The 24,754-nt window shown below is 45.4% G+C and carries 19 protein-coding genes and 3 pseudogenes; 8 read left to right on the forward strand and 14 right to left on the reverse strand.

Annotated elements, in window-relative coordinates; genetic code table 11:
• Positions 1–133 precede the first annotated feature (133 nt).
• The 3 genes from phhA (at position 134) to CUR83_RS06645 (ending at position 3,041) form a co-directional block, all read left to right on the forward strand.
• A complete protein-coding gene (phhA, locus tag CUR83_RS06635) occupies positions 134–1,075 on the forward strand; it encodes a phenylalanine 4-monooxygenase (RefSeq protein WP_284719339.1) in 942 nt (313 codons plus the stop codon).
• Positions 1,076–1,190: 115 nt separating this feature from the next.
• Entirely contained in the window at positions 1,191–1,532 is a 342-nt protein-coding gene (locus CUR83_RS06640; RefSeq protein WP_058024261.1) for a 4a-hydroxytetrahydrobiopterin dehydratase, read from the forward strand.
• Positions 1,533–1,634: 102 nt separating this feature from the next.
• Positions 1,635–3,041 (forward strand): Na+/H+ antiporter NhaC family protein, encoded by a 1,407-nt coding sequence (locus CUR83_RS06645; RefSeq protein WP_093069194.1) that lies wholly within the window; start codon positions 1,635–1,637, stop codon positions 3,039–3,041.
• A 77-nt stretch (positions 3,042–3,118) separates the two neighbouring features.
• Here the strand turns inward: CUR83_RS06645 and CUR83_RS06650 are convergent.
• The 6 genes and pseudogenes from CUR83_RS06650 to CUR83_RS06675 all read right to left on the reverse strand — a co-directional run.
• Positions 3,119–3,502, reverse strand: a pseudogene (locus CUR83_RS06650) (transposase family protein); the annotation flags it as partial.
• 8 nt (positions 3,503–3,510) lie between these two features.
• Positions 3,511–3,951 (reverse strand): IS5/IS1182 family transposase, encoded by a 441-nt coding sequence (locus CUR83_RS06655; RefSeq protein ID WP_071001767.1) that lies wholly within the window; start codon positions 3,949–3,951, stop codon positions 3,511–3,513.
• Positions 3,952–4,032: 81 nt separating this feature from the next.
• A complete protein-coding gene (locus CUR83_RS06660; RefSeq protein WP_093069197.1) occupies positions 4,033–4,779 on the reverse strand; it encodes a siderophore-interacting protein in 747 nt (248 codons plus the stop codon).
• 184 nt (positions 4,780–4,963) lie between these two features.
• Positions 4,964–7,222, reverse strand: coding sequence for a TonB-dependent siderophore receptor (locus CUR83_RS06665; protein ID WP_284719340.1), 2,259 nt, complete (start codon positions 7,220–7,222; stop codon positions 4,964–4,966).
• A 124-nt stretch (positions 7,223–7,346) separates the two neighbouring features.
• The gene (locus CUR83_RS06670) at positions 7,347–9,155 is read right to left on the reverse strand and encodes an ATP-binding cassette domain-containing protein (protein WP_284719341.1); all 1,809 of its coding nucleotides are present in this window, start codon (positions 9,153–9,155) and stop codon (positions 7,347–7,349) included.
• 211 nt (positions 9,156–9,366) lie between these two features.
• A complete protein-coding gene (locus CUR83_RS06675; protein ID WP_093069204.1) occupies positions 9,367–11,688 on the reverse strand; it encodes a TonB-dependent receptor in 2,322 nt (773 codons plus the stop codon).
• Positions 11,689–12,150: 462 nt separating this feature from the next.
• Between CUR83_RS06675 and CUR83_RS06680 the strand changes: the two genes are divergently transcribed.
• The 4 genes from CUR83_RS06680 (at position 12,151) to CUR83_RS06695 (ending at position 15,784) form a co-directional block, all read left to right on the forward strand.
• The gene (locus CUR83_RS06680) at positions 12,151–12,753 is read left to right on the forward strand and encodes a cytochrome b/b6 domain-containing protein (protein ID WP_083328806.1); all 603 of its coding nucleotides are present in this window, start codon (positions 12,151–12,153) and stop codon (positions 12,751–12,753) included.
• A gap of 37 nt (positions 12,754–12,790) precedes the next feature.
• Positions 12,791–13,462: a response regulator gene (locus tag CUR83_RS06685; protein ID WP_071001505.1), complete on the forward strand. Its 672-nt coding sequence runs from the start codon at positions 12,791–12,793 to the stop codon at positions 13,460–13,462.
• A gap of 60 nt (positions 13,463–13,522) precedes the next feature.
• The gene (locus CUR83_RS06690; protein WP_284719342.1) at positions 13,523–15,007 is read left to right on the forward strand and encodes an ATP-binding protein; all 1,485 of its coding nucleotides are present in this window, start codon (positions 13,523–13,525) and stop codon (positions 15,005–15,007) included.
• A gap of 78 nt (positions 15,008–15,085) precedes the next feature.
• On the forward strand, positions 15,086–15,784 hold the full coding sequence (locus tag CUR83_RS06695; protein WP_071001507.1) for a VIT1/CCC1 transporter family protein: 699 nt from the start codon (positions 15,086–15,088) through the stop codon (positions 15,782–15,784).
• A 38-nt stretch (positions 15,785–15,822) separates the two neighbouring features.
• Here the strand turns inward: CUR83_RS06695 and CUR83_RS06700 are convergent, their stop codons facing one another.
• The 4 genes from CUR83_RS06700 to CUR83_RS06715 all read right to left on the reverse strand — a co-directional run bounded on the left by CUR83_RS06700 (position 15,823) and on the right by CUR83_RS06715 (position 20,308).
• Complete coding sequence (locus CUR83_RS06700) at positions 15,823–16,674, reverse strand: SDR family oxidoreductase (protein ID WP_071001508.1); 852 nt, start codon at positions 16,672–16,674, stop codon at positions 15,823–15,825.
• A gap of 77 nt (positions 16,675–16,751) precedes the next feature.
• Positions 16,752–17,735 (reverse strand): TauD/TfdA family dioxygenase, encoded by a 984-nt coding sequence (locus CUR83_RS06705; protein WP_284719343.1) that lies wholly within the window; start codon positions 17,733–17,735, stop codon positions 16,752–16,754.
• Between the two features lie 39 nt (positions 17,736–17,774).
• On the reverse strand, positions 17,775–19,400 hold the full coding sequence (locus tag CUR83_RS06710) for an AMP-binding protein (RefSeq protein WP_252962418.1): 1,626 nt from the start codon (positions 19,398–19,400) through the stop codon (positions 17,775–17,777).
• A 56-nt stretch (positions 19,401–19,456) separates the two neighbouring features.
• Complete coding sequence (locus tag CUR83_RS06715; RefSeq protein ID WP_284719344.1) at positions 19,457–20,308, reverse strand: thermostable hemolysin; 852 nt, start codon at positions 20,306–20,308, stop codon at positions 19,457–19,459.
• 581 nt (positions 20,309–20,889) lie between these two features.
• Here CUR83_RS06715 and CUR83_RS06720 point away from each other — a divergent pair.
• On the forward strand, positions 20,890–21,537 hold the full coding sequence (locus tag CUR83_RS06720; protein ID WP_201606695.1) for a glutathione S-transferase: 648 nt from the start codon (positions 20,890–20,892) through the stop codon (positions 21,535–21,537).
• A 115-nt stretch (positions 21,538–21,652) separates the two neighbouring features.
• Here CUR83_RS06720 and CUR83_RS06725 read toward each other — a convergent pair.
• The 4 genes and pseudogenes from CUR83_RS06725 to CUR83_RS06740 all read right to left on the reverse strand — a co-directional run.
• Positions 21,653–21,847, reverse strand: a pseudogene (locus CUR83_RS06725) (integrase core domain-containing protein); the annotation flags it as partial.
• A gap of 12 nt (positions 21,848–21,859) precedes the next feature.
• Positions 21,860–22,078: pseudogene (locus CUR83_RS06730) on the reverse strand (transposase); the annotation flags it as partial.
• Between the two features lie 384 nt (positions 22,079–22,462).
• The gene (locus CUR83_RS06735) at positions 22,463–23,557 is read right to left on the reverse strand and encodes an NADH:flavin oxidoreductase/NADH oxidase (RefSeq protein ID WP_093069215.1); all 1,095 of its coding nucleotides are present in this window, start codon (positions 23,555–23,557) and stop codon (positions 22,463–22,465) included.
• Positions 23,558–23,695: 138 nt separating this feature from the next.
• Complete coding sequence (locus CUR83_RS06740) at positions 23,696–24,541, reverse strand: IclR family transcriptional regulator (RefSeq protein WP_071001513.1); 846 nt, start codon at positions 24,539–24,541, stop codon at positions 23,696–23,698.
• Positions 24,542–24,754 lie beyond the last annotated feature (213 nt).

Consider the following 24,754-nt stretch of genomic DNA (forward strand, 5'->3'; position numbering starts at 1 on the left):
ACATTTAAAAAAAATTTAAAAAACAAACGGACAAGGCAAAAGGATTTTGGCTTGTCCTGCATGAGTGACTGATATTAGCCACTGACTAATCAGTATGAGTGCAAATATTCACTGCGATAAAAGGAACACAGGCATGGAACGCCTCTCACAGATAGATTCTCCTAATACAGCCATCGGTGCCAATAGTTCTGTAGCCAAGCAGCAAGGCGGTGATGCATCTGCTCATCATAATGCGACCGATAAAAAGCAGCCCTATATCTCACATCAGCCAGATAGCCATGGTCATATTCATTATAGTGATGATGAAAATGCAATGTGGCAAGCGTTGCTTACGCGTCAAGCTGAGCAAATCCCTAACCGCGCTTGTCCTGCCTATCTAGAAGGTTTGACGAAGCTAAATCTACCGACGACGCATATCCCGCAGTTGCATGATATCGATGAGGTATTGCAAGCGACCACCGGTTGGCAAACCGCAGCGGTGCCTGCATTAATCAGCTTTGGCAAATTCTTCAAACTATTAGCCGATAAATCCTTTCCTGTCGCGACGTTTATTCGCCGATTTGAGGACATAGACTATATCGAAGAGCCAGATATTTTTCACGAAATCGTTGGACACTGCCCGCTATTGACTCATCCAGCCTTTGCAGCTTTTAACGAGACGTATGGCAAGCTGGGTCTGAGTGCAACGAAAGAGGAAAGATGGTTTTTGGCACGGCTATATTGGTTTACCATTGAGTTTGGCTTGGTCGGTAGTCAGCCTAAAGACCGTAGAATCTACGGCGGCGGTATATTAAGCTCGCCCTCTGAAACCATCTATGCTCTTGATCAGACATTGTATGCCCAGCCAGAAACCCAAATACAACCCAAGCCTACACCCCAACCTGAGCACCGCGCATTTGATTTGCTTGATGTGTTGCGTACGCCTTATCGTATCGATCAAATACAGCCGATTTACTATGTGATTGACGAATTAGATACGCTATTTGATATCGTTGATAGCGACATCATGGGGACGGTCAAGCAGGCGATGTCACTTGGGTTATTTGAGCCGACCTATCCAGAAAAATCCCATTAAAATTTTATAAACATCCGCTCTACTACATAAGGACATAGCAGTGGAGTGGCGTCAACAAACCTCAGTATCACAAATCAGCATCACAAAACAATAAACTCGATAAAAGGACATTATCATGACAGTATTATCACAAAGCAGTTGCGAAGCTTGCCGTATTGGCGCACCAAAAGTCGACGAGGCCGAGGCACGCGAGCTATTGACACAAATTCCTGATTGGTCATTGATTGAGGTGGAGGGTATTCAGCAGTTGCAGCGTCAGTACAAATTTAAAAACTTCGTCGCAGCGATGGATTTTGCCAATCAATTGGCAGACATTGCTGAAGCAGAAGGGCATCATCCCGGCATATTGGTAGAGTGGGGCAAAGCGACCGTCACATGGTGGTCACATAGTATCAAAGGGTTGCATCGTAATGACTTCGTCATGGCGGCTAAAACCGATGCGTTACTTGATAAGTAACGCATCAGTCATTCGGTTATTCACTAGCAAACCAGTTCTCTAACTCTTCCAAACTCAAACCCAATCTAATGCCAGCTTGAGCTGGCATTTTAAGGATGTGTCATGCCACCAAAACCGCTCACCCAGATCAGCGCCAAGCTTGCCTTTATTATCTCAGCCATCGTCATCGCCATCATGGGTATTACCATGATTGGCTTTGGTTGGGTGCCGCACCTGTCTCTTATCCTTGCCATTTGTGTATTGCTGGCTATCGGTATGACCAAAGGTCTGAGCTTTAACGACATGCAAGCACAAATGGCCTCAGGCGTCATGCGCGGTATCGGCGCCATCTATCTATTCTTCTTTATTGGCCTCATGGTCGCCGCCCTCATGATGTCAGGGGCCATACCCACCTTGATGTACTTTGGTTTTCAGCTCATCTCTCCTGAGTATTACTATATCTCCGCCTTTATCCTCACCTCTATTATCGGTATCGCCCTGGGCAGTAGCTTGACCACTGCAGCTACCTTGGGTGTAGCCTTTATCGGCATGAGTAATGCCTTTGATGCCAATGTGGCGATAGCGGCTGGGGCGGTGGTATCAGGTGCGTTCTTTGGTGATAAGATGTCGCCCTTGTCGGATACCTGTACCATTGCGTCCTCTGTGGTCGGTATTGATCTGTTTGAGCACATTCGCAATATGATGTATACGACAGTACCTGCGTGGATACTGACAGTAATTTTGTTCTGGATATTCTCAGGTCAGACCGTCAGTGCTGATCTGAGTCAAGTGACCATACTACAAGGACAGCTGATTGACAGTGGCTTGGTGCATGGGTATTCGGTACAGCCCTTTGTGATATTGGTTGGATTGGCATTGTTTCGGGTCAATGCGATTTATACGATTATCTGTACGATTGCCGCGGCGCTGATCATTACTTATATGCACAGCTCACCCAGCTTTGGTCAATTAGGTGGTTATCTGTTTGCCGGCTATGTCCCTGCTGAGTCATTAGAGCTGGGTGAGGTGGGTGGTATGCTGTCGCGCGGCGGTGTACAGAGTATGTTCTTTACCCAAGCGATTGTGATACTGGCATTGAGTTTGGGCGGGTTGTTAACAGCACTAGGGATTCTACCTGCACTACTGTCTGGTATTAAAGATACACTGACGACATCAGGACGGGCGATCTTTGCGGCGGCCATGTCGGCACTGAGCATTAATGTGCTGATCGGGGAGCAGTATTTGAGTATTTTATTATCCGGTACGGCATTTCGGTCAACGTTTGAGCGTTTGCACCTGCATCCGAAGAATTTGTCTCGGACGATTGAGGATGCAGGGACGGTGATTAATCCATTAGTGCCATGGAGTGTGTGCGGGGTGTTTATCAGTCAGGCGTTAGGGGTGCCAGTACTGGATTACTTGCCCTATGCGTTCTTCTGTTATTTGTCATTGCTATTAACATTGGTGTTTGGCTTTACGGGGCTGACGATTAGCCGAGTGGATAAAGAAGCAAAAGTCGTCGAAGCATAATAGGTGATGATTTATAAAAAGACGCGGCTTATATAAGCTGCGTCTTTTGCATTTAAATATTAGACCTCTTGCAAAAGTCATAGTCTAAGCTCGGAATTAATGATACCAGCAAACAGCTTCATTCTAAGATCATAGCGCTGACGACGGTTGCGATATTTATGAGCCACGATTTTGAACAACTTGATTAAGCCTATTTTGTGCTCAACCACAATACGGAACTTTGCCAGATAGTGATTGGCCTGTTTGCATATCTCCAATAACTGACCACCACGAGGTTTCTTAAATGGTGTGAAGGTTTGCTTATGTAGATTTGCTATACCCTGATAACCACTGTCTGCTAGATAGTTAGTATTCTCAGGCAACCAATCAGGACAAGTATCTTTATACAGCTTAAAATCGTGGATTGACCCTTTGCAGGTTTGTACATCAAGTATCAACCCTGTTTGCCAATGAACGATAACCTGCGCTTTTAAGGTGTGTTGTTTTTTCTTACCGCTATAGTAGTCGCTTTGGTTTTTTTTGGACGCTCAATAGGGGTTTCGGTGGCATCGACAATGACGACTGACCAATTGGTATCCTCATCGACACGACTAGGCAGCTTTTTAGGCAATTCAAACTTGCCAGAGTCAATCAGGATGTCTTCTACTTTACGAATGATACGGCTAGCAGAAGACTCATGAATACCAAAGTCCATACTGATATGATAAAGCGTGCGGTATTCACGCCAATAAGTCAGGGCTAATAGTATTTGTGCTTTAAGACTGAGCACACTTGGTCTGCCTGATTTGGTCTTAGATGCTTCATGCTCTTGCATGGCCTCAAGCATGTCATAAAAGGTGGCTTTATGAATGCCAGTGTAGCGTTTAAAACCAGCGTCACTTTGTTTGAGTAGCTTATTTATGTTTGGCATGGTTCCTAAAAAGTTATGAGTGTCTTCCTATTTTAATTCCCTTTGCTACTTTTGCAAGAGGTCTATTCATTAAATAAGCTTTTATAGATCTGCTGTTAGGGCATCCTGATTTTTCACCACTTTATGCTGATCCTCTGTGCTATCGACTTTCCAATAACTAGACACATATAGATGCGTCTTTGGTACGTCGCGCTCAACTTTGAAGTATTGGCGCAATACTCGCATACTATGAAACTCGCAAGCCGCCCAAACCGCGGGCTGTCCCTCAAGCCAAGTCAGTGATTTGACGCAGTCAAGTAATGGACTGCTGTCTGCATTTGGATGAGGGTTGACCACCCATTGAATCTCGACGTTATCTGGTTTTTTGAGTGTTTGCTGGTCTGCTGTAGTCGTCACTTCAAGCACGGCATAGCCGCGAGAATCGGCAGGCAATTGTGCCAAATTGACCGTGATCGCTGGCAATGCTGTCATATCACCGACCAATAAAAACCAATCGGCGTCATTGTTGATGAGTTTTTTTGGGCCAGGGCCGCCCACCAATATTTGATCGCCAGCTTTAGTGTTGCGTGCCCATATCGACGCAGGGCCTTCAGCCTCATGTAATGCAAAATCAACGTCTATCTCATCATCACGCTGAGCGATGATGGTATAGGTACGCATCAATGGCTTGATGTCGTCGCCTTGAGGAAATATCAGTTTGATATAAGCGCTTTCTTGATCTGTCGGGAAGTCTATTAAACCTGCACCGCCAAGAGTAATGCGGCACATATTTGGGGTGAGGTATTTGCTACCGATCACATCGAGTAATCTAGGGGTAGGTTTTGCCATTTGCTATGTCCTTCTTTTTTAGCATGTAACGATAGTGCGCAAAGCATGGTTTGTTATCATCTGATAGCTTGTAAGGCTAGCATATTACTTTGATGATCGACTGTCTTAAAAATGTATGGGTAAAAATGATTGTAGAAAGTGGATGATTTTATTAGGGCGTGTTGCTAAGTTCAAAAAATCAGGTTTAAAAACTGGCTTTTAGGCTGACCGACATTTCACGCTCAGGCCCCATCCAGCAATTGTTAATATCATAACAAGCACCGACGTAGGTTTTGTCAAAAAGGTTGTTCACACTTGCGCCTAACGTGAGCATCGGATTGATCTGATAACTACCGCCGACATCGACTAACGTCACACTTGGTAGCTCATCTGAATTTTGTTTGTCTAACTGCATCCCACCTTCATAGCGAACACCAGCATTGAGAGTGAGTTTGTCTGTCGCATAGTAGTCGGCCCATAGCGTGGCTTTGTGCTTAGCCGTTTGGGCAGGGGTGTTGCCAACCACGTCAGGGTTGAACTCATCTTTTGTAATCTCAGCGTCGGTATAGCTATAGCTTGCCGCAACATCCACCCAGTCATTGAGCATATGACTGCCTGATATCTCAAAACCTTTTGACTCAATCTCACCGGTCTGAGTTTGGCTTCTATAGTTGATTTCGTCTGCGACCACGACGTTTTTTTGCTTGATATCAAAGACAGCGAGCGTGCCTTTGGTCGCGCGATCTGAGGACAGATATTTGATACCCGCTTCTAGCTGGTCGGCGGTGGTGGGTTTAAACGCTTCATTGGTAATAAAGTTGCTACCAACGACAGGCTGAAACGACTGCGAATAGCTGGCATAAGGCGATAAACCATTATCCAAATCATAAATGGCCGCCAGACGACCACTGGTTTTTGAGGCATCATTATCGATCATTTGTGCATCGTACACCGCGCCTTGTGCGGCTTTGGTCTGCTCAGTGATACTCTCAAACTTATCGTGACGCAAGCCTGCGACCACGGTCAAATCTTGCCACTGCATCTCATCTTGTACATAGAGCCCAAGCTGGCTTTGCTCGATGTCTTCGTCTTGACGATAGGTATCTAGTGGCAGCGTAGCCTTATTTATTTGTGAGAAGTCTGGATTAGATAGGTCAAGGTTTGGCGTACCCGCTGCGCCCGCATCATAGTAAGTCGCGCTACTGTCGGTTTCTTGATACTCAGCACCAAACAATAGATTATGTGAGGTATTTTCAGTATCGAATGTATAAGCCAGCTGGTTGTCTGTGGTCCAGTTTTTCATGCGCTCATCAGTGGTATACGCCACGCGATTGAGAATCGTGTCACTACCATCGACAAACCCGCCACTATTATACATATTGCGCTGCTCAGCTTCGGCATCGGTGTAGCGTAAGATGTGCTTAAAGGTGAGATTGTCATTGATATCCCAGTTTACGGTGACGCTTGGCATCAGTACTTCTTTACTAAAATGATTCCATTGATCTCCTGCATAAGCATCGCTACCCAATTTGCCATAGCTGGCGTTGTAGACCGTACCGACAGCGGGTAGTGGGGTGGATGGCACCATCTCTGGATCATCTTGATAAAACAGATTGGCAAGCATAGAGACATCGTCAGTCGCCTGCCACTCAAGCGACGGGTTAATCAACAATCGCTCTTCTTCGGTGGTTTGCATTTGACCGTCTTTTTGCCGTTTTAATGCCACCAAGCGATAGTTAAGCGTATCGCTGACTGGTCCTGTCGTATCGACCGCTACCTCTTTTAAGTTTTGATTGCCAAGTCGCAGTTGTACTTCGGTTTCTTGCGTGCCCTTTGGGGTTTTGGCGATCTGGTTAACCATGCCGCCCGGTGAAGCATAGCCGTATAGCGAGGACGCTGGCCCTTTCACCACTTCGACCGCTTCAGTCGCATAGACATCGACTTGTGGCATGAGGTTCCAAGCGCCATCGTAGGGCAGTCTCAGTCCATCATAAAAGTTTGAGTAGGTTTTAAATCCACGAATGTTGTACTCATCAAAGATAGAGACTGTACCGCGGCTCTCAGAGCTTATGCCTGGCTCATAACGCAAAGCAGCGTTGACACTATCTGCTTGGCGCTTTTGTAACAGCTCCTGATCGATGCGGGTATAGCTCATGGGCGCATCTTCAGGGTCTAAGGCGGTCTTGGTACCGGTGCTGCGGTAACCATCTGAATAAACGGTAATTGTATCCAAGGTAGCTGATGGTGCTGCCGTCGTATCATTACCCACTTTATTAGTATTAAGAGAATTTTCTACGCTTGTCTCAATCACGTTATTTTCAATATTGTCGACCGTATTGTTTCCGATACTAGTTGGGCTGTTCTCAGCATAGACTGAATGACTTAGACTCATTGCCAAGCCCAGTTGGACGGCTAAAGTTAAACGTTTTTGACGAATGGATTTGGACGTTGAGACAAAGCGCATTATATTTCCTTGTGAGTTGTGATTAGATGTCGAAAACAAAAGAAAATAAATAATAACATTAATGATAATAATTATCATTAATGTTTGAAAATAAATCTTCTCTCAAATGATGTGAAATTCGTTCTTACGCCAACATGGCAATGGCATCTTTACTCGCCCGCTGTCGCTCTTCAGCATTTAACTCAATGAGGCGGCCTTCTTTCATGAGTAACAGTCGATCTGCATGCTCAAAGTAACCATCATCGTGACTGATAATAAACAGCGTTTTACCGAGTGCTTTTAACTCAGGGATTAGGGTTTGATAGAACACGCGGCGAAACGCAGGGTCTTGGTCAGCGGCCCATTCATCAAGTAGCAAGATGTCTTTTTGTTCAGCGACAGCAATAAGCATGGCCAAGCGTTTGCGTTGTCCCTGCGAGAGCTTATCGGTAGACAGCTGGTTGTCAGCCACACTTATTTTATCTTGCAAGTCCAATTTATGCAGCCACGCATTGACCAGTGCTTTGTCTGGCTGCCGTCCTTGTCTGCCAATCAATTGCTTAAAAATATGCTGATCGCTAAAAATGGCAGAATACAGCTGTCTATAATCGGCATTATTCTGTGAATTAACGGGCTGTTTGTCGATGGTTACCGCACCTGTGGTAGGGGTGAAAATGCCTGTAATAATCTTAGCAAGTGTCGATTTGCCGCTACCATTCGCCCCGATCAGAAACACCACATCGCCTCGTCGTAGCGTTAGATTGACGTCTTTTAAAATATTACCAGAGTGATCGCTGTCTTTAGCTATTAATGCCTGAGCACCAGTATCATTGCTATTACTGACACTGCTATTACTGGCATTATCACTGGCATTATCACTGGCATTATCACTGGCATTATCACTGGCATTCGAAACACTGTTATTGGAAACATTGTAGCGATAGTTAACATCAGTTAGCGAGATGGTTTGCCAGTGTTGGCTGGTGTTGTCCGTTCTAAATAAAGGTTGGTACTCAGCCAGTTCTAGCGATTGTATTTTGTCTAGGGCAACTTGAGCCGTCTGTAGTGTTGGATATGCACCGACGGCGTGAAGCAGCGGCGACTGCATAAATAGAATCGTTAAAGAAAAAGTGGTGGCGATGCCCATCGAGATGCCGAGATAATTTGATATGGCAAATATCACCCCAATCGATGCAAACATCATAATATTTGACCAGTTCACCGCTGATAAATGAAAAGTATCAGACTTGGTGACAGTCTTTTCATAGGATTTAGCATGGGCCAAAAAATCATCTGTATACAGTTTTTGTGCTCGGTGTTGGTTAAGTGCCAGCTCTTTACGACCTTCTATAATCGATTGATAATCCTGATATAAGGCGTCATTAATCTCTCTCAACTTTGTCAAATGTGTATAGACATGCTTGACCAATAGGGTGCTTATCCAAATCGTCATCGCAATCCAAAACATGACAATCAGCAGTAATGGTAGCGACAGCCAGCCCAGATATAACCCCACACCAACAGAGAGGATAACGCCTTGCACCAACTCCGGCATCCGAACAAAGGCGACGGTAATAGACTGAATATCTGAGGATAGACTGGCAAGTAACCGCGCACTACCCAAATGATCTATCTGAGGAACGGTGGTATCGATGATTTGTTTGACCAGCTTGGTTCTGAGCTCATAGACAAACTTGTGCCCCAAACGGGTGAGTGCATATTGCGATACAAAGGTAGTCACCAGCAACAGCAGTACGAGCAGAGCAAACTGCCCTAAGCTCGACCACGATAAGGTATTGAACACAGGCTGACTGATAAAGGTTTGGTTGATATAAGCAATGATACCCACACTGACGGCAGCATTGATTAAGTTGAGTAAAATGACTTTTAGAAAGGGCAGACGATACTGTGCCCAAATCATATGATGTAGAGAAACGCTGGCACGAGAGGACATAGTGACTCAGTAATAGTATGGATGTTTGATGGCATAAAAGGGAATAGGTCACACCTAATCCCTTTTACTGAAGTTCGTTAGATAAGTACGTTTTATAGTCAATTCTCTATAAAAGAATTACAGCGTTAACCTCGCTTCAAGTATTACATATACATCTGCACTGGGCTGCCTTGTACTACTTTTAAATTGAATCAACTATAGCTGATATATGTTAAAAATTGAATGTGGCTGACACTTTTAAGGCCGTTGGCTCACCTGCATTTAGATAGCCTGAATCTGCATAACCGCCTACTGACTGCCAATAATCTTCACCCGTGACATTGGTTACCACACCTTTTAGAGTAACGTCTTGTCCTGCTAGCATAGTGCGATAGCGTGCACCAAGGTCTAAGGTCGTATAACCATCAACCTTTAAGGTATTGGCATTATCCGAATAACGAGAGCCTGTGTGGATAATATCGCCCGTTAATGTCAGTCCTTCAACTGCGGCTAAATCATATTCTATGTTAACATTGCTCTGCAAGGTAGGCACACCAATCACTCGATTGCCATCTAATGCACTATCACCGGTGTCTTTTTGTTTGGCACTTAAATAACTGACGCCCGCATTGAGGCGCATGTTTTCACTTGGGCTACCAAAGACAGTCAACTCCACACCTTGATGGCGGTTTTCTCCAGCCGCAGTAAACGTATTTGAGTTGTTGATATAAGCACGTGGTTCATCAGTTCGGAAGACAGCGAGACTACTGCCAATCATGCCATTGTCGTATTTCACACCCAGTTCAGTTTGCTCACTCACGTACGGATCTAGATTTTGACCACCATTAGTGACAGCGTCATTATCGTTAGTTAGAGGCGCTCTTTTACCTGGTGCTAGACTTTCAATATAGTTACCGTAAATCGACCAGTCCATATTCGGTTGATAGACAATACCGATACTTGGGGTCCACTCACTCTTATCGTAATGAGCCGTTTCTGCCTGCGTGTTGGCATCATAGCTGGTGGTTTTTAAGTTCTGATGACGCACGCCTAAAGTAGTTTTTAGCTTATCGTCGAACAGTGATATGGTGTCTGCTAGCGCAAAGCTTTGGAACTGCTTTTCATTGGTTAATTTTGGATCGTCTAAGTTGCCGCCAAACGTAGTTGTACTTGTAAAAGGGACTTCCGTGTAGTCGGTAGGGCGATAAAAATTGGTTGCGAGTTGGTTACCAAAATCAAAAGCATAAGCGCCTTTTTCTTCTTGATCATAGAGGTTTGCGGCCAACACTAAGCTATGAGCCACTTCACCGGTTTGTAATTTACCACGTAGACCAAGCTCGGCGCTTTGTACTTTATCTTCTCGAGTATTGTCAAAGCGATAAACTGTACCCGCACCATCAACGTTGTTGACAGTTAACGTGGCTAGTGAGTTTTCTTCCTCGCCACTTCGCACACCGTAAGCACCATAAGCGGTGATATTGTCATTAAAGTCATATTCTCCTCGAATCGTACCAAAGACATCTTTTTCATCTGAGTACGTCCAAGGCTGCGCCCAATTTTTTGAGCCATCTGGCGCATTTGGTACACTAGACACCCCACCAAGATTGACACTAGGACGAGTCTCTGACAGCTTATTGTCTTGCCAGCCTAAATCTGCTGATAGGCGATACTGATCCCCTCTATAGTCCAAACCAAGTGCAGCCAGACCCAAGGTCGACGACTCATCATCGATAGCACTGTCACCATCTTGATAAGCAGCATTAAAACGAACACCAATAGCATCATCGCTACCAAAGCGATCACTGACATCTACCGCGACCTTACCTTGGTCACCTTGACCATAACCAAGCGTCACTTCACGTAGCGGGTCATTGCCAGCACGTTTTGGTAATAGGTTAATCGTACCACCTGCGTTACCGCCACTAGGTGCGGCACCATTTAGCATGGCAGAAGCGCCGCGTTGGACTTCAACACGCTCAAATAATTCGGTGGCGATATACTGTCGGGGCAAAATACCGTATAAGCCATTAAACATCGTATCATCTGATGTGGTGATAAAACCGCGCATAAAGTAGGCTTCTTGAAAGTTACCAAAACCCCTTGCCACGCGAACAGTAGGATCCTTTTTGAGTAGATCGCCTACACTTTGGGCTTGCTGATTGGTGATATATTCATTGGTGTATGAGGTGGTAGAGAACGGCGTATCCATGATGTCTTGGTTACCCAAGATTCCGACGCGGCTACCGGTCGCAACTTGGCCACCTTCATAAGCATCTGGCAATCCATCCGCTGAAGCATCAGCGCTACTAGTGACAACGATAGTATCAAGTACCACATTAGGAGTGGTTTGAGCATCTACATCATCTGCCTGTGCCCATGCCGATTGACTCGTTGTTAATACGATGACAGAAGTAGATAGACAGGTTGAGCATAGTGTCTTTAAAGATAGGGATTTCGTCGATACCAACCTCGAAGGTATAGATACTAATCGTAGAGAAGAACCAGATACATTCGAAAGATTAAATAACGCAGCAGATAAGCGAGACAGTTGCATGAATATTTCCAGCATGTAATTTAAATCGTTATTATATTGATAATAATTTTCATTATCAATATTATTGCGGAACTAATGCTAAATATATTTTCAGGTTAAAATTCTAAATGTATTATTTATATTGCCAATAGTGGTCTTGCCTGCTCAATTCCTTATTTTGAAATGTAAGGCATCTGCATTATCGTCGCTTTGTGCCTTGTCTGGAACAATTTTAGCGATCAGCAGTGCCTATTTGCGAATGTTCAACACGCCCTACTTTTAATTATCTATAAATGTCAGGTAGATTATTCACTACTTTAAAGTTCGAATTCTTAGTTTCCTAAGCTCCTCTTAAGGTTTGTTTGTTGTAATAGCGGTAGAGCAGACGATGTGATGGCGAGTCTACTAGCGGTATCTCGCCTAGATTCGATGTTTAGCAATCACGTCGTCAAAAACAAACGAACCATTAAAGGAGTGACGGTCATGACCCAACATAGCACAAGCAATCCGGCGCACGAGCCTGATATGTCTTTATCAAATACTCCTAAAACTCGACAAGTACGAGTTTGGGATATGTTGGTCAGAGTGACTCACTGGGCCGTCGCGGCTGGTATCACTGCCAATTTGCTGTTTACCGAAGAAGGTAGTGAGCTGCATCAATATGTCGGTTATATCGGGGTGGGGCTAGTGGTTGTCCGTCTACTTTGGGGATTTGTGGGGACACGTTATGCACGTTTCAGTGACTTTTTCCCCACGCCATCTCGTATCAAACGCCATTTATCTGATTTGAGTATTCGCCACACAGACGAGCAGCATTTGGGTCATAATCCATTGGCTGCCATCATGATGTTTGCGTTATGGGCGGTGATTATTGGCTTGGGTATTAGTGGCTATCTGATGGAAGCCAATATTTTTGCCAGTAAAGATGTCCTTGAAGAAGTTCATGAGATACTGGCCAATAGTTTATACTTACTGGTGCCGCTGCATATTATCTCTGCGATTGCCATGAGCTATTGGGAGCGGCAAAACCTGATCAAGTCGATGATAACGGGTAATAAAACGGTGACGCCGCGTCGCCCACAATAAAAAAAGACAATAGAGTACATAACGTAATAGGACAGTCATGGCACGCATACTATTAATAGAAGACGATAGCAATATCGCTGAAGGTTTGGTCGTTGGGCTCAAAAGCCATGGTATGATGGTCGATTGGTTTAGTGATGCCAAGCAAGGTGAGATGGCACTGCAAGAGGGTATGTTTGACGCGGTGCTACTTGATTTGACTTTGCCAAGAGGGGATGGCATGACGGTGCTACAAAATTGGCGCTACAAACAGCTAGATACGCCGGTATTGATCATTACGGCTCGTGACGCGATTGCCAACCGCGTGGCTGGACTCAATGCGGGCGCCGATGATTATCTGGTCAAGCCATTTGCACTAGACGAAGTGGTTGCCCGCCTGCAAGCCTTGATACGGCGCAGTCAAGGACGTAGCCAGCCTGAGATTCGTTATGGTGACGTCGCTTATTGGCCGCACAATCACCGAGTCTCTTATCAAGGCCAAGTCGTTGAGCTCACCATCAAAGAAGTGGCGATACTCGAGCAAATGCTGACCCATCCCAAACAGATTCACAGCCGCGCAAGCTTAGAGGACAAGCTCTACGGCTGGCAACAGGATATTGAGAGCAATGCGATTGAAGTACATATCCATCATTTACGCAAAAAGCTGGGCAATGACTTTATTTTAACCAAACGTGGCATCGGCTACTACCTCAATCCAGCCCATAATCATTAATATGTTTATATTCAATTTGGCTTTCAATATACAAACCATATATGAGCAACCTATGAGCTTATGAAAAGTATCCAGCAGCGACTGTTCATCTCCTTACTCATTGGGCTGCCTTTGCTGTGGCTTATCACATCGAGCTTTATTGCTTGGCGGTTGTGGCACGAAATCAATGAGATGAATGACACACAAATCACCCAAGTGGTTCGTTATTTGATGGGCATATCCGCCAATGACGATGAGCAAAGTGACCGCGACAATAATAACGAGACAGAGCACAATGGAAAACCTGTCGCCAAAATATATAATTTAAAAAGTAAGGCGCTGTCAGGTAATCTGGGTGATGCAGAAGACGATTACATGGGTTTTGCTATTTGGGATAAAGATGGTCATTTATTAGCGGCTGACGAGAACGGACAGTCGTTTTCTTTTTTGCCAGATCAGCGCGGTTTTGTAGAAGAGGACAGCGCTATTTATCAGCGTCTAAACCCTTTTAGTAAACGCTGGCGGTTGTTTTATGCGCATGATGACTATCGTAGCGATGGTATGGGTGAGGAGCGTGTGATTGCCATTGGTCAAAGCCTTGCCTCTCGTAGAGAAATGATTGTTGAAGCGATGTCTGTGCAAGTACTGCCGATGTTAATTGGGCTGCTTTCCTTAATGATCTTGACTATCGGATTGATACGACACGGACTGATGCCATTAAGTCAGATTAGTTCTGAGGTAGAACAGCGCAAGCCGCAAGACGATCGTCCGATTACAGCAGACGTCCCACAAGAGATTCAGCCTTTAGTGACCGCGTTAAACGTGTTGTTTGTGAAAGTGGCAGACACTCTAGCACGGGAGCAGCGCTTTACCGCTGATGCCTCTCATGAGCTGCGTAGCCCACTGGCTGCGCTCAAACTACAAGCCGATCTTTTGCAGCAGCAGCTATTACAGCTGTCTGGTATAGAAAACGACAGTCAACTGTTTTATCACACGCAAAAAATCAGCGATGGTATTGAGCGCGCCACCCATTTGGTCGATCAGTTATTGGTGTTAGCCAAGATAGAGCCGCAACAGCAGTTGCCTTTTGAGCAATTAGAACGTCCAGACTGGCTGATGCTCACCGATACTGTGCTGAGCGACGTCAACCGCTTAGCGCGTGAAAAACACATCCAATTAAAACGTACCGTACACTGTGACAATTCTGCCGATATTTTACCCATTCTTATTAATCCAGTGTTGTTTAAACTATTAATCCGTAACCTATTAGACAATGCCATTCGTTATTGCCCAGAGGGCTGCCAGATTGAACTGCAGTTGGATACTGATAGTATCAAAGTGGTGGATAATGGCTTGGGCGTCGACCCAGAGCAGCTAGCGCGGCTAAGCGAGCGCTTCTATCGTCCAGCCGGTCAAACCCAAATAGGTAGTGGGCTGGGGCTATCAATTGCCAATCGAATTGCCGATCTGCACAATCTTACCTTAGCATTTGCCAACCGCCCTCAACCAGAAACAGGCTTTATCGTAACGGTCAGCAGTAAGAACGCACTCTCAAAACCGTTATAAGACATAAAGCATACTGTATTAGTCTGTATCAGTTACACTAGGGCATACCCATTCGCGTTTCTACCTTTTGAGGATTTTATGCATCATTCTATTCATGACGAAGCACATTTGAGCAATCGCAATCATTGGTTGAGGGCAGCAGTGCTGGGGGCGAACGATGGGTTGATTTCGACCGCCAGTCTATTGGTTGGGGTGGCTGCTGCCAGTACAAGCAGTCAGACATTGCTGCTGACAGGTATGGCGGCGCTGACCGCAGGTGCATTATCAATGGCGGCTGGCGAGTATATCTCGGTCTCATCACAGGCGGATACCGAAAAGGCGGATCTCGATAAAGAGCGACATGAGCTGAGGCACAATGCTGAGCGTGAGCTGCTTGAGCTCACCAAAATTTATGAGGCGCGTGGACTTGAGCATGATTTGGCGCATCAAGTGGCCGTGAGCTTGACTGAGCACAATGCGTTAGAAGCCCATGCCCGTGATGAGATTGGCCTGACGGATATTAGTGAAGCAAAGCCCATTCATGCCTCAGTGGCTTCAGGACTATCATTTATAGCGGGGGCGATACTACCCATTATTGGGATATTACTGTTACCAGCGGAAACACTGGTTTGGTCATTGTCATCTTTGACAATATTGGGTTTGATGCTACTTGGGATCATCTCTGCTCGTCTAGGCGGTGCACCTGTGATCCCTGCGACTACCAGAATCGTGGTTTGGGGCGTGCTTGCCATGGTGGCAACCTCGTTAATTGGTCGCTTATTTGGTGTGGCAATTTAAAGGCAAACTCACTCACTCCACGATTGCCTAACTGATTATCATGATTTTCTAGCATACTGTTTGATGGTGGGCAGGTCTTTGACAATGGCGTTGCCAACGATGTTGGGAAACAATCGATTGAGCCATGCAAAAAACCGTTCGGGAAACCCCAAATGCTGATGCGCTTGTTTGGTTGATATAAAGTGAATCAGTGCCTTTGCGACGGTCTCAGGCGAGTCCATTTTTACTTTCAATGCCTCATTCATGGCGACGACTGCGTCTTTATTCATGGTGGTTTTGGTGGCTCTGGGCGCAAAATAGCGAAACCTCACTGAGGTGTCGGCATACTCGCGGCCTAACGCTTCACTTGCACCGCGTAAGGCAAACTTGCTCGCGCCATAAGCACTAAAACCTGGGTAGCCAATACTTCCAAAGGTTGAGCCAATGCTGATAATTTGGCTCGGGCTAGGCTGCGCTATCAAGATAGGTAGCAGTCTTTTTATAAGCTGTAGTGGATACGCCACATTGACGAGCATTATCTGTTCAATCGTGTCATCATTTTGATCCGTGAGCAAAGCAAAATCATTGATACCTGCGTTGAGTATGACCGTATCAATGACGTTTCTATGGCCTTGTGTCATTTCCCCCAGTCCCTCTACCAGTAGCGATTGCGATGTCTGCGAGCTTAAATCACACGTATGAGACACAAGTGGGATATCAGGATAGTCTTTGGTCAACTCATCTACCAAATGAGTCAAGGTCTGGTTGTTACGCCCGACCAAAATGACAGGCTGATTATTGGCACATAATTGCCGTGCGATCTCCTGCCCGATACCACCCGTGGCACCGATTAGTATGGTGTAATTGAGCGTAGCTTGTACTAGATCTGATTGGCCATTAGCTGGTGTCATGATGTCGCATCCTTGTTGAACATTGATTGTTAGAGCACGGACTATTGAAGCACGGATTGTGGTGAGATGTGCTGTTGCTAATCGTTTGAGTGATTCATGCCATGCCTAATGCCAAGCCCCATCGCAATATACAGCTTACGCTCTGTTAAAGGCACATCAATTTGTCGACGACCATGCATGATGCGTTTGTTGTCGAGTATCACCACATCGCCATTTTGCCACGCAATGTCTTGAGTGTATTTTTCACAAAGCTGAGTCAGCTCATCTAGGAGCGCATCATCAACGTGTTGACCGTTTGCTAGGGTGAACTCAGGTTTTTCATAGTTAAATGAGGGCCCAAGTAAAGTATTTGCAAAGGCCAGTTGACCGCTTACGTTGTCTTCTCGAATTGCAGGTATCTGTAATACGTACCGAACGCCGCCGTCTGTCTGAGGTTCTACGTGATGCGTTAACGTCTTGCTCGTCGTCGCCGTGATAAATGTCTCTAAATCATCCAAGCTTATTTGATCGGCGTCTGCTCTGCCGGTCGCAGTCGCCACATAATTTTGCCAAATGGCCTGAGGTAAATAGCGACTGATACGCATCGGCTGACTAAAGGTGGCTTTTAGCTCAGGTGATAGCGCTTGATACACTGCATGCCCATCACATATCGTTGTTTGTGAGCCTTTTTTGGCGCTCAATTCACTAAAAAAAGCAATGACGTCAGGCGGCATCGGCGTATTGCCATTTTCGATATGTAGTCCAATAGCATGCGTGCCTGCATCCACTTTTTGCGCTTCAGAAGTGATGTTTTGGCGGGCGGGATCGTAGGTCAAGGTTTGACAAAGTTGACTCATCAATTGGCTAAACGTCTCTACATCGTAGTGATAGCCTCGAAGTAACGTCCAACCATGGGTTTGCAACTCCATTAAAATATCAGCGGTTTTAGGCAAGGATACGCTAGCAGACGCGTGGGAGGTTGGTGCCTTAAAAGTGTCAAGTTCGATAACGTCGCTTTTTATCAAGTTGCTTTGTATCAGGTCGTTTTCTATCAAATCATTTGGCATCAGAGTGGTTTGCATAATATGGTCCTATTGTTGTACTGCTGGTAAAAGCGTCCGTTATAAGCCGAGTGCCGATTGATAAGCGGTAAAAATGTGCGCGCGTCGCAGTTTGCCGTTATCAGTCAATAATTCATTGTCCGTACTAAAAGGGTGCTCGGCGAGATGCCACTGTTGGATACGCGCATAGTCGGGCAAGGTTTGGTTAACGACATCTATCGCTTGCGCAATCGCAGATTGTGGATCATTGCTCGTTGCGACCATGTTGGGGTTGGCGACTATCACCGCAGACAAATGCGGCTCACCATCTCCGAGTACCGCGACCTGATAAATAATGGGCTGCGTTGAGAGCTGCGCTTCTACCCATTCAGGCGAGATATTACGGCCAAAACTACTGATGAGCACGTTTTTGCGTCGACCCGTGATGTATAAATAGCCGTCGTCATCTAAATGACCGATATCCCCTGTGGCAATGATGCCATTGTCATCCTTACTATTGTCATGGTTTAAGTAGCCTTGCATCGCATTGCCCTTTACCATTACTTCGCCACTATCTGCGATGCTGACCGAGGCGTGAGGCATAGGTTTGCCCACACTGCCTTCGCGCTTTGCTTTTGGCGTATTGAGACTGACTACCGAGCCGCATTCAGATAGGCCATAGCCTTCATAAACAGGCAAGCTTAAGGCACTGGCGTCTTGTAGTAATTGAGGGGAGACTTTGCCGCCGCCGACTGCCATAAACTTTAATGATGGCACAGCAGCATTGGCGCTGGATTTGGTTGCTCCCTTGTCTGCCATGTGCTCACAAATGGCTTTTAGCATTTGCGGTAATAAAATAACGCTGGCGATGTCGTATGTTTGTACCGTTGTCATCAAGCGCTTAGCATCAAATGCTTGATTGGATAACAAACCCAATTGATCAATGTGCCCTGTCACTAAGGTGCGCCCCATATATAGACTCACGTAAATACCTGCCACATTTTCTAATAAAGTGGCAAAAGGCAACACGCTTAAATGACTAAAATTACTTGTGGCATTGCTCACTTTTGGCGCGTGAGTAGCGTCATCTGTCAAGGTATCAGCGAGCGAACCCGATAACGACTCGACAATACGCATCAATGTCTCTTGACCCAAACACACGCCTTTTGGCATGCCCGTACTGCCTGAGGTGTAAGTCACTTTGCAAAAATCGCTGGCAGTAGAGGAATTTTGAGCGGTGAAGGTATGGTCAGTGATGGTGCCAGCAAGTTGATAAAAACTACCTGTGATATGAGTCGCCTGCTCAGACTTGATGGTTTTTGTCTCTGGTGTATCAGCAATTATCCAGTTATCCGTATTGTCTATGGTTGGCAGTTGTAAACCAGCGCCAACGTATACCATCTCTATCTGCGCATCTTGTAGTAAGTGCGCAATTTGCGCGGCACTAAAAAATAAGGGGATTGGCACAACGACCGCGCTGACGGTACTCAATGCCAAATCGAGTATGATCCAATCTATATCGTTATGCGCATATAAGGCGACACGCTTGCCTTGCCATGTCTTTAGTGTTTGATGAAGCGCGGATAGCGTGCGTTGTAGCTGGCCATAGGTCAGACTGGTCGTGTTATGGTCAGCTATCGTTTGTATCGCTACCTGCTTGGGAGTTTGGCGGGCATGCTGACATATCGCGGTATAAATGGGGGTCATGTTGTTCTCACTGTCTTGTGGTGGTGCAGTGTTATTGGTTGGCTAATGCATGCGTATTAAACGGCTATCTTATTTAGCGTCAAACGCGTGGTAGCATTCATCTCTAACGTTTCGGTATAGCGATAATGTGGGGCGCATACCCGCTTAGCATCGGCCACATTGATAGCGACGACCAAGGGATTGTGCTGATAGTAATGGCCCCATGAGGATACTTGCTCAGGGTCTTCTAGCGCTTCTGCCGTGGCCTTGGCAATGACATGACTGCGAATGCCCATATGTGCCAATATATGCCGTACCGCATCGGTGCCAGTACACACGACCCAGTCTGCTTTGGTTTGGTGTTCATGAGTCGTAGAATTCAGGGTGGGGGTGGATAAATAAAACACCAAAAATGCTATCATAAGCCGCGCGCTACCCGCACAACCTGATGCCAAATTGCCAATCTCAAAAATGCGCTGGCGACTGACTGGCTCGCCTGCCACTCTGCTGATCTCATGTTGTATCGGCGTGTTCAGATACTGCTCTAAAAATATCTTATCTTCACAGATAGGCTTTAGACCGATAGCAACGCTCGTGCCTTTAAATGTAGGCAAAGTATTATCATCAGTGGATAACCAATCGCCATAGCATGACATATCGGCAAAACCTGAAAACAAAATGGGCATAAAGTAGCTTAATCGGGCGTGATGGATATACGCATATATGCGTTTGATAAATGCCTGGGCATCTTGGTTTTGAGCATAGGAAGTAGGCGATGTCGCTATTGGCATTTGCGTACTGGCACGAATATAGAGGGAGGAGGGTATGCCTTGCACTTCCAATATTGACATTGGCTTAACCGCTTCAATATAAAAGGTCGTATTTAGAACATTCTGTAAGGTATGAGTGCTATCAATAGATAATGACATCAGCTGTCTCCAAATGGTTAAAAGCTTTTAGCACGATTAACATCATGAAAGCATCATAAAGGAGCAACCTTAACTGAACCTTAAGATAGTATCGTCTTTAACAGGCGATATAGTTAGTTAGCAGTCGATATAGTTAGAAACGAGTATTTAGCCCAGTATTTAACCTCCATTCATGTGCAGTAATTACGGACATGATTCGCCCTAAAGCCGTAAACCGACTCAACTGCTGACTTATCATCCTCAAAAACTGCATGTATCAGTCCTTATACTATAGAAAATAGTCCAGTATAAATTCAAAAAAATGATATTTACAATAGGTGTCAGCGGTTTTTAGCCAACAATAAGTTGCCATTATAATAACTTTGACTGTGATTATATTTTGAGTTTTTTGGTGTTTATTTATCAGTCAAACAAGAATTTAGGTGCTGCAAACGCCATCAACATCGAGAGTGAAATCGGTGTGATCTCATCGCGCCTAATAATATTTACCTACTCTCTAATAAAATCCATATCAGTGTGTTTGAGCCTACTGGTTCTTATTGATATGCTATTTGGTTTTTATTCAATTGTGGAAGACAACTATGACTTTACCGCGCCATCGATTGTATTCTTTTCGCCGCTGTCCCTACGCCATGCGTGCCCGTCTCGGTCTTTTATTTGCCGAGCAGTCTGTAGCGCTGTGGGAGGTTACGCTGAAGAATAAACCCGAGCAAATGCTAGCGATTAGCCCAAAAGGGACAGTACCCGTTTTACAGTTGGCGGATGGGACCGTCATTGAAGAAAGTGACGAGATTATGATGTGGGCACTTGCGCAGAATGACCCACACGGCTTACTTGATAAAAATACATTACCGCAAGCAAATGCCTTGATTGTACAAAATGACAATGAGTTTAAATATTGGCTAGATCGATACAAATATGCAGATCGGTATCCTGAGATGACGCAGAGCGAGTATCGACAGCGGGGCGAGGTGTTTTTGCAGGTATTGGAGACGCTATTGACAAAAAATGTCTATCTATTAGGAGACAGTGTGACCACAGCGGATATTGGTATCATGCCGTTTGTTCGTCAATTTGCGCATGTTGATCGTGAGGTGTTTTATGGTTTGCCATACCCTAAATTGCAGCAGTGGTTACAAGATTGGCTTGCGCATCCGTTATTTTTGCAAGTCATGACTAAGTTTGAACCATGGCAAGAAGGCGATGAGGTGGTGATTTTTCCTTGTTAATATCTGGTATTTGAAGTTATTTATATGATCACATGAGTGGTGAGTGGTAGGTAAAGTATAGATTTGAAAGAACGTAGGAGAATACACATTGTATACTTGTAGTGGTCAAATATTTTTAGACAGTACTTAAGAGGTTTTTGTTGAAATAAAGTCTCTTTTTCTCGCTCGGTGTTAAATACTCATTAAAGCTGTGTGGTCTTACACTTTGATAATAGCCCCAAATATAATCATTTACTGCCTGCCGAGCCTCATCAATATTGTCATAGCCGTTTTTTGGCATCCACTCTGTCTTAAAGCTTCTAAAGAACCTCACATGTTTTTCAAGCTCTTGTATACGCCGTAATTCAGGCGTTAGGGCTTTGCCTTCTGATGGCATGACACCTTGCTGTTCTTTACGGTATTTATATACCCAATTCTCTAAGGTGGTTTTGCCGATACCTAATGAGTTGGCTACTTCTGGTATCTTCCTGCCTTGATCTTCAACCAGTTTAATGGCTTCTAGCTTAAATTCTTGGCTGTAGCGTCCGCGTTTGGTGGTCATATCTTCTCTCCAGTTTTGGTGATAGTATAACCTCTTATCTACTGTCCTATTTCATTATGCCACTACAATGACACCTGCTGAGTACAGGCAGGTGGCTTAATTATTCTACGATGATGTTGTGTTAAGAATGGGGTATTTACAATGAGGTAATTCCGCTTATGGAACATTTAGCAGGCCTAACAAGACCGTAAGTTGACCTCCCTGCGCTACACTTCAGCCGGTAAATTATGGCAGCGTTGATATCACTACCACTTGCCAAGTTGAATACACTGATGACTATCTAACTTGTAAGCCATAATTACTTTAGTTTGAATTAAAGTGAGTGAATGCATAGACTGAAGCAAGTAATGTTGTCTTCAGTCTATGTTCGTAGTTCGATTACACTTATTCTATAGGAGACGGCTTACCGTGCGGGCTTGAGCGTAGGTACTGTTTGGGCGCTTTGACGGTTGCGCCAAGCTCGGCCGCCGCGTGCCACGGCCAGTGCGGGTCATAGAGGATACCGCGTGCCAAGGCAACCGCGTCCGCTTGCTGCTCGGTGATGATGCTTTCTGCCTGCTCGGCCTCGGTGATTAGGCCCACGGCAATGACGGGTATATTGACCGCTTCTTTTACGGCTGCGGCAAAAGGTACTTGATAGCTCGCCTTTACAGGGATTTGCTGCTCTGGGCTCAGTCCTGCGGTGCTCACATGGATATAATCACAGCCTAATGCTTCTAAGGCTTTAGCCAGCTCAATCGTTTGGGTAAGGTCCCAGCCGCCTTCGACCCAATCGGTTGCAGAAACCCGCACGCCCACTGGCTTGTCACTTGAAAACTCAGCCCGAACCGCTGTAAACACGTCAAGTAACAAGCGCATTCTGTTTTCAAGACTGCCGCCGTATTGATCATCACGCTTGTTAGAAAGCGGCGATAAAAACTGATGCAATAGATAGCCGTGCGCACCATGCAGCTCAATTAAGTCAAGCCCCAGCGTATCTGCGCGTTTTGCTGCATTCACAAAATCACTGATGAATGTATCAATGTCATTTTGATCCATTGCTGTGGGTACAGTAGAGTTTTCGTCATACGCAAGCGCTGATGGTGCCACCGTTTGCCAGCCATTTACCTCATCAGGGGCAATCGAGCCGTCGCCGTCCCATGGTTTTTTGGTTGACGCTTTACGCCCAGCATGGGCCAACTGGATGCCTATCGGCATTGGGCTGTACTGTCTGACAGCAGTGAGCGTTTTATCCAGTGCCGCTTGCGTCCTGTCATCCCATAATCCCAAATCAGCATAGCTGATGCGTCCTTGCGGGTTGACCGCCGTCGCTTCTAAAATAAGTAGCCCTGCACCGCTCAAACTCATCTGACCGATATGAATCGTATGCCAATCGCTTGCCGCGCCGTCATTGGCAGAGTACTGGCACATGGGGGCGATGATAATACGGTTATCTAGGGTGAGTTGCCCAAGTTGTAAAGGCGAAAAAAGCTGGCTCATAATAAATCCTTAAAAAAACGCGCCTCGCTTAAAGGCATGGAAAATAACAGGAAAAATCGATATAAATGGTTTATATAATTAGCGCTTGAATACATGATGGGGATGAATGGTTTTTTTATAGGGTACATTTAAGTGAGGCTAGCTGATATATAGATTACTCTCAATCATGTTTTTCATATGCAGCAGGCGAGGGGCGATGTCTTCTTCTAGCTTGGTGCGACTCAGGATAAAACTTGGCGCGCCGCAGTTAAACGTGAGCAACCCTTCCGTCGGGTGCATCAGCGCAATGGCGACCGCATTGACATCCTTTTGCCATTCACTGATAGAAAAACAATAGCCGTAATCTTCATAATCTTGAAAGGCTTTGTCCAGCCCTCGTCTGATCTTTAGCCAATCATCCTTGTACTTATTGCGAATCGCATTTAGGATAAATTCTTGTTCAGCAGGCGGCATGCTGGCGAGGCAAGCGCGTCCCATTGAGCTTAAATGAATGGGGAGATATGAGCCGATATTGCGCTGCATGGTCGTACTACCAGCGCCCTGTACCACATTGAGATAGACCATCATCAACCGATCACGCGTCGCCATAGCCACCGCACTATTGGCATAATCCGCCAGCTCTTCCATATAAGGGGTCGCGAGATTGTTGATGGAGATGTTGGTCATCATGGTATAGCCAAACCCAAGCACGCCGGTTGAGAGCTGATACTTACTGCTCGTAGTAGACTGTTTGAGATAGCCTAATTTGACCAGGGTATAGGTGAGGCGAGTGATGGTACCCTTAGGAATCCCTGTCAGTTGACTCAGCTCTTGATTGCCCAGATAAGGTCGCTTCGGGGTAAAACAGCGCAGTAGCTCAAGACCACGAGCCAACGCGGTGACAAACTGTCTGTCGTTTTTGCCCTGCATCTCTGCAATGGGTTCTAACAGCTCCATATGCATCTCATTATTAGGGTCGTCATTGGCAAGGGTGTCGTTCGTCATAGGCGGTCTATTATCCCCAATTCAGTCCATACAAGCATAGTAAAATTATCACTACCTAGCGCCACTGTGAGCCAGTATTGCTCTATAGAACAAGTATTTAGCAAATACTCATTATAGGCTTTATCACTGACTCACAGTCACATACCAAAGGTAGTTTATCTTGTTCATTATACTATATTACCGTACATTTATATTCTCAGCATAGCATGATAT

The organism is Psychrobacter pocilloporae, from assembly GCF_029872915.1.
GTDB lineage: Bacteria > Pseudomonadota > Gammaproteobacteria > Pseudomonadales > Moraxellaceae > Psychrobacter > Psychrobacter pacificensis.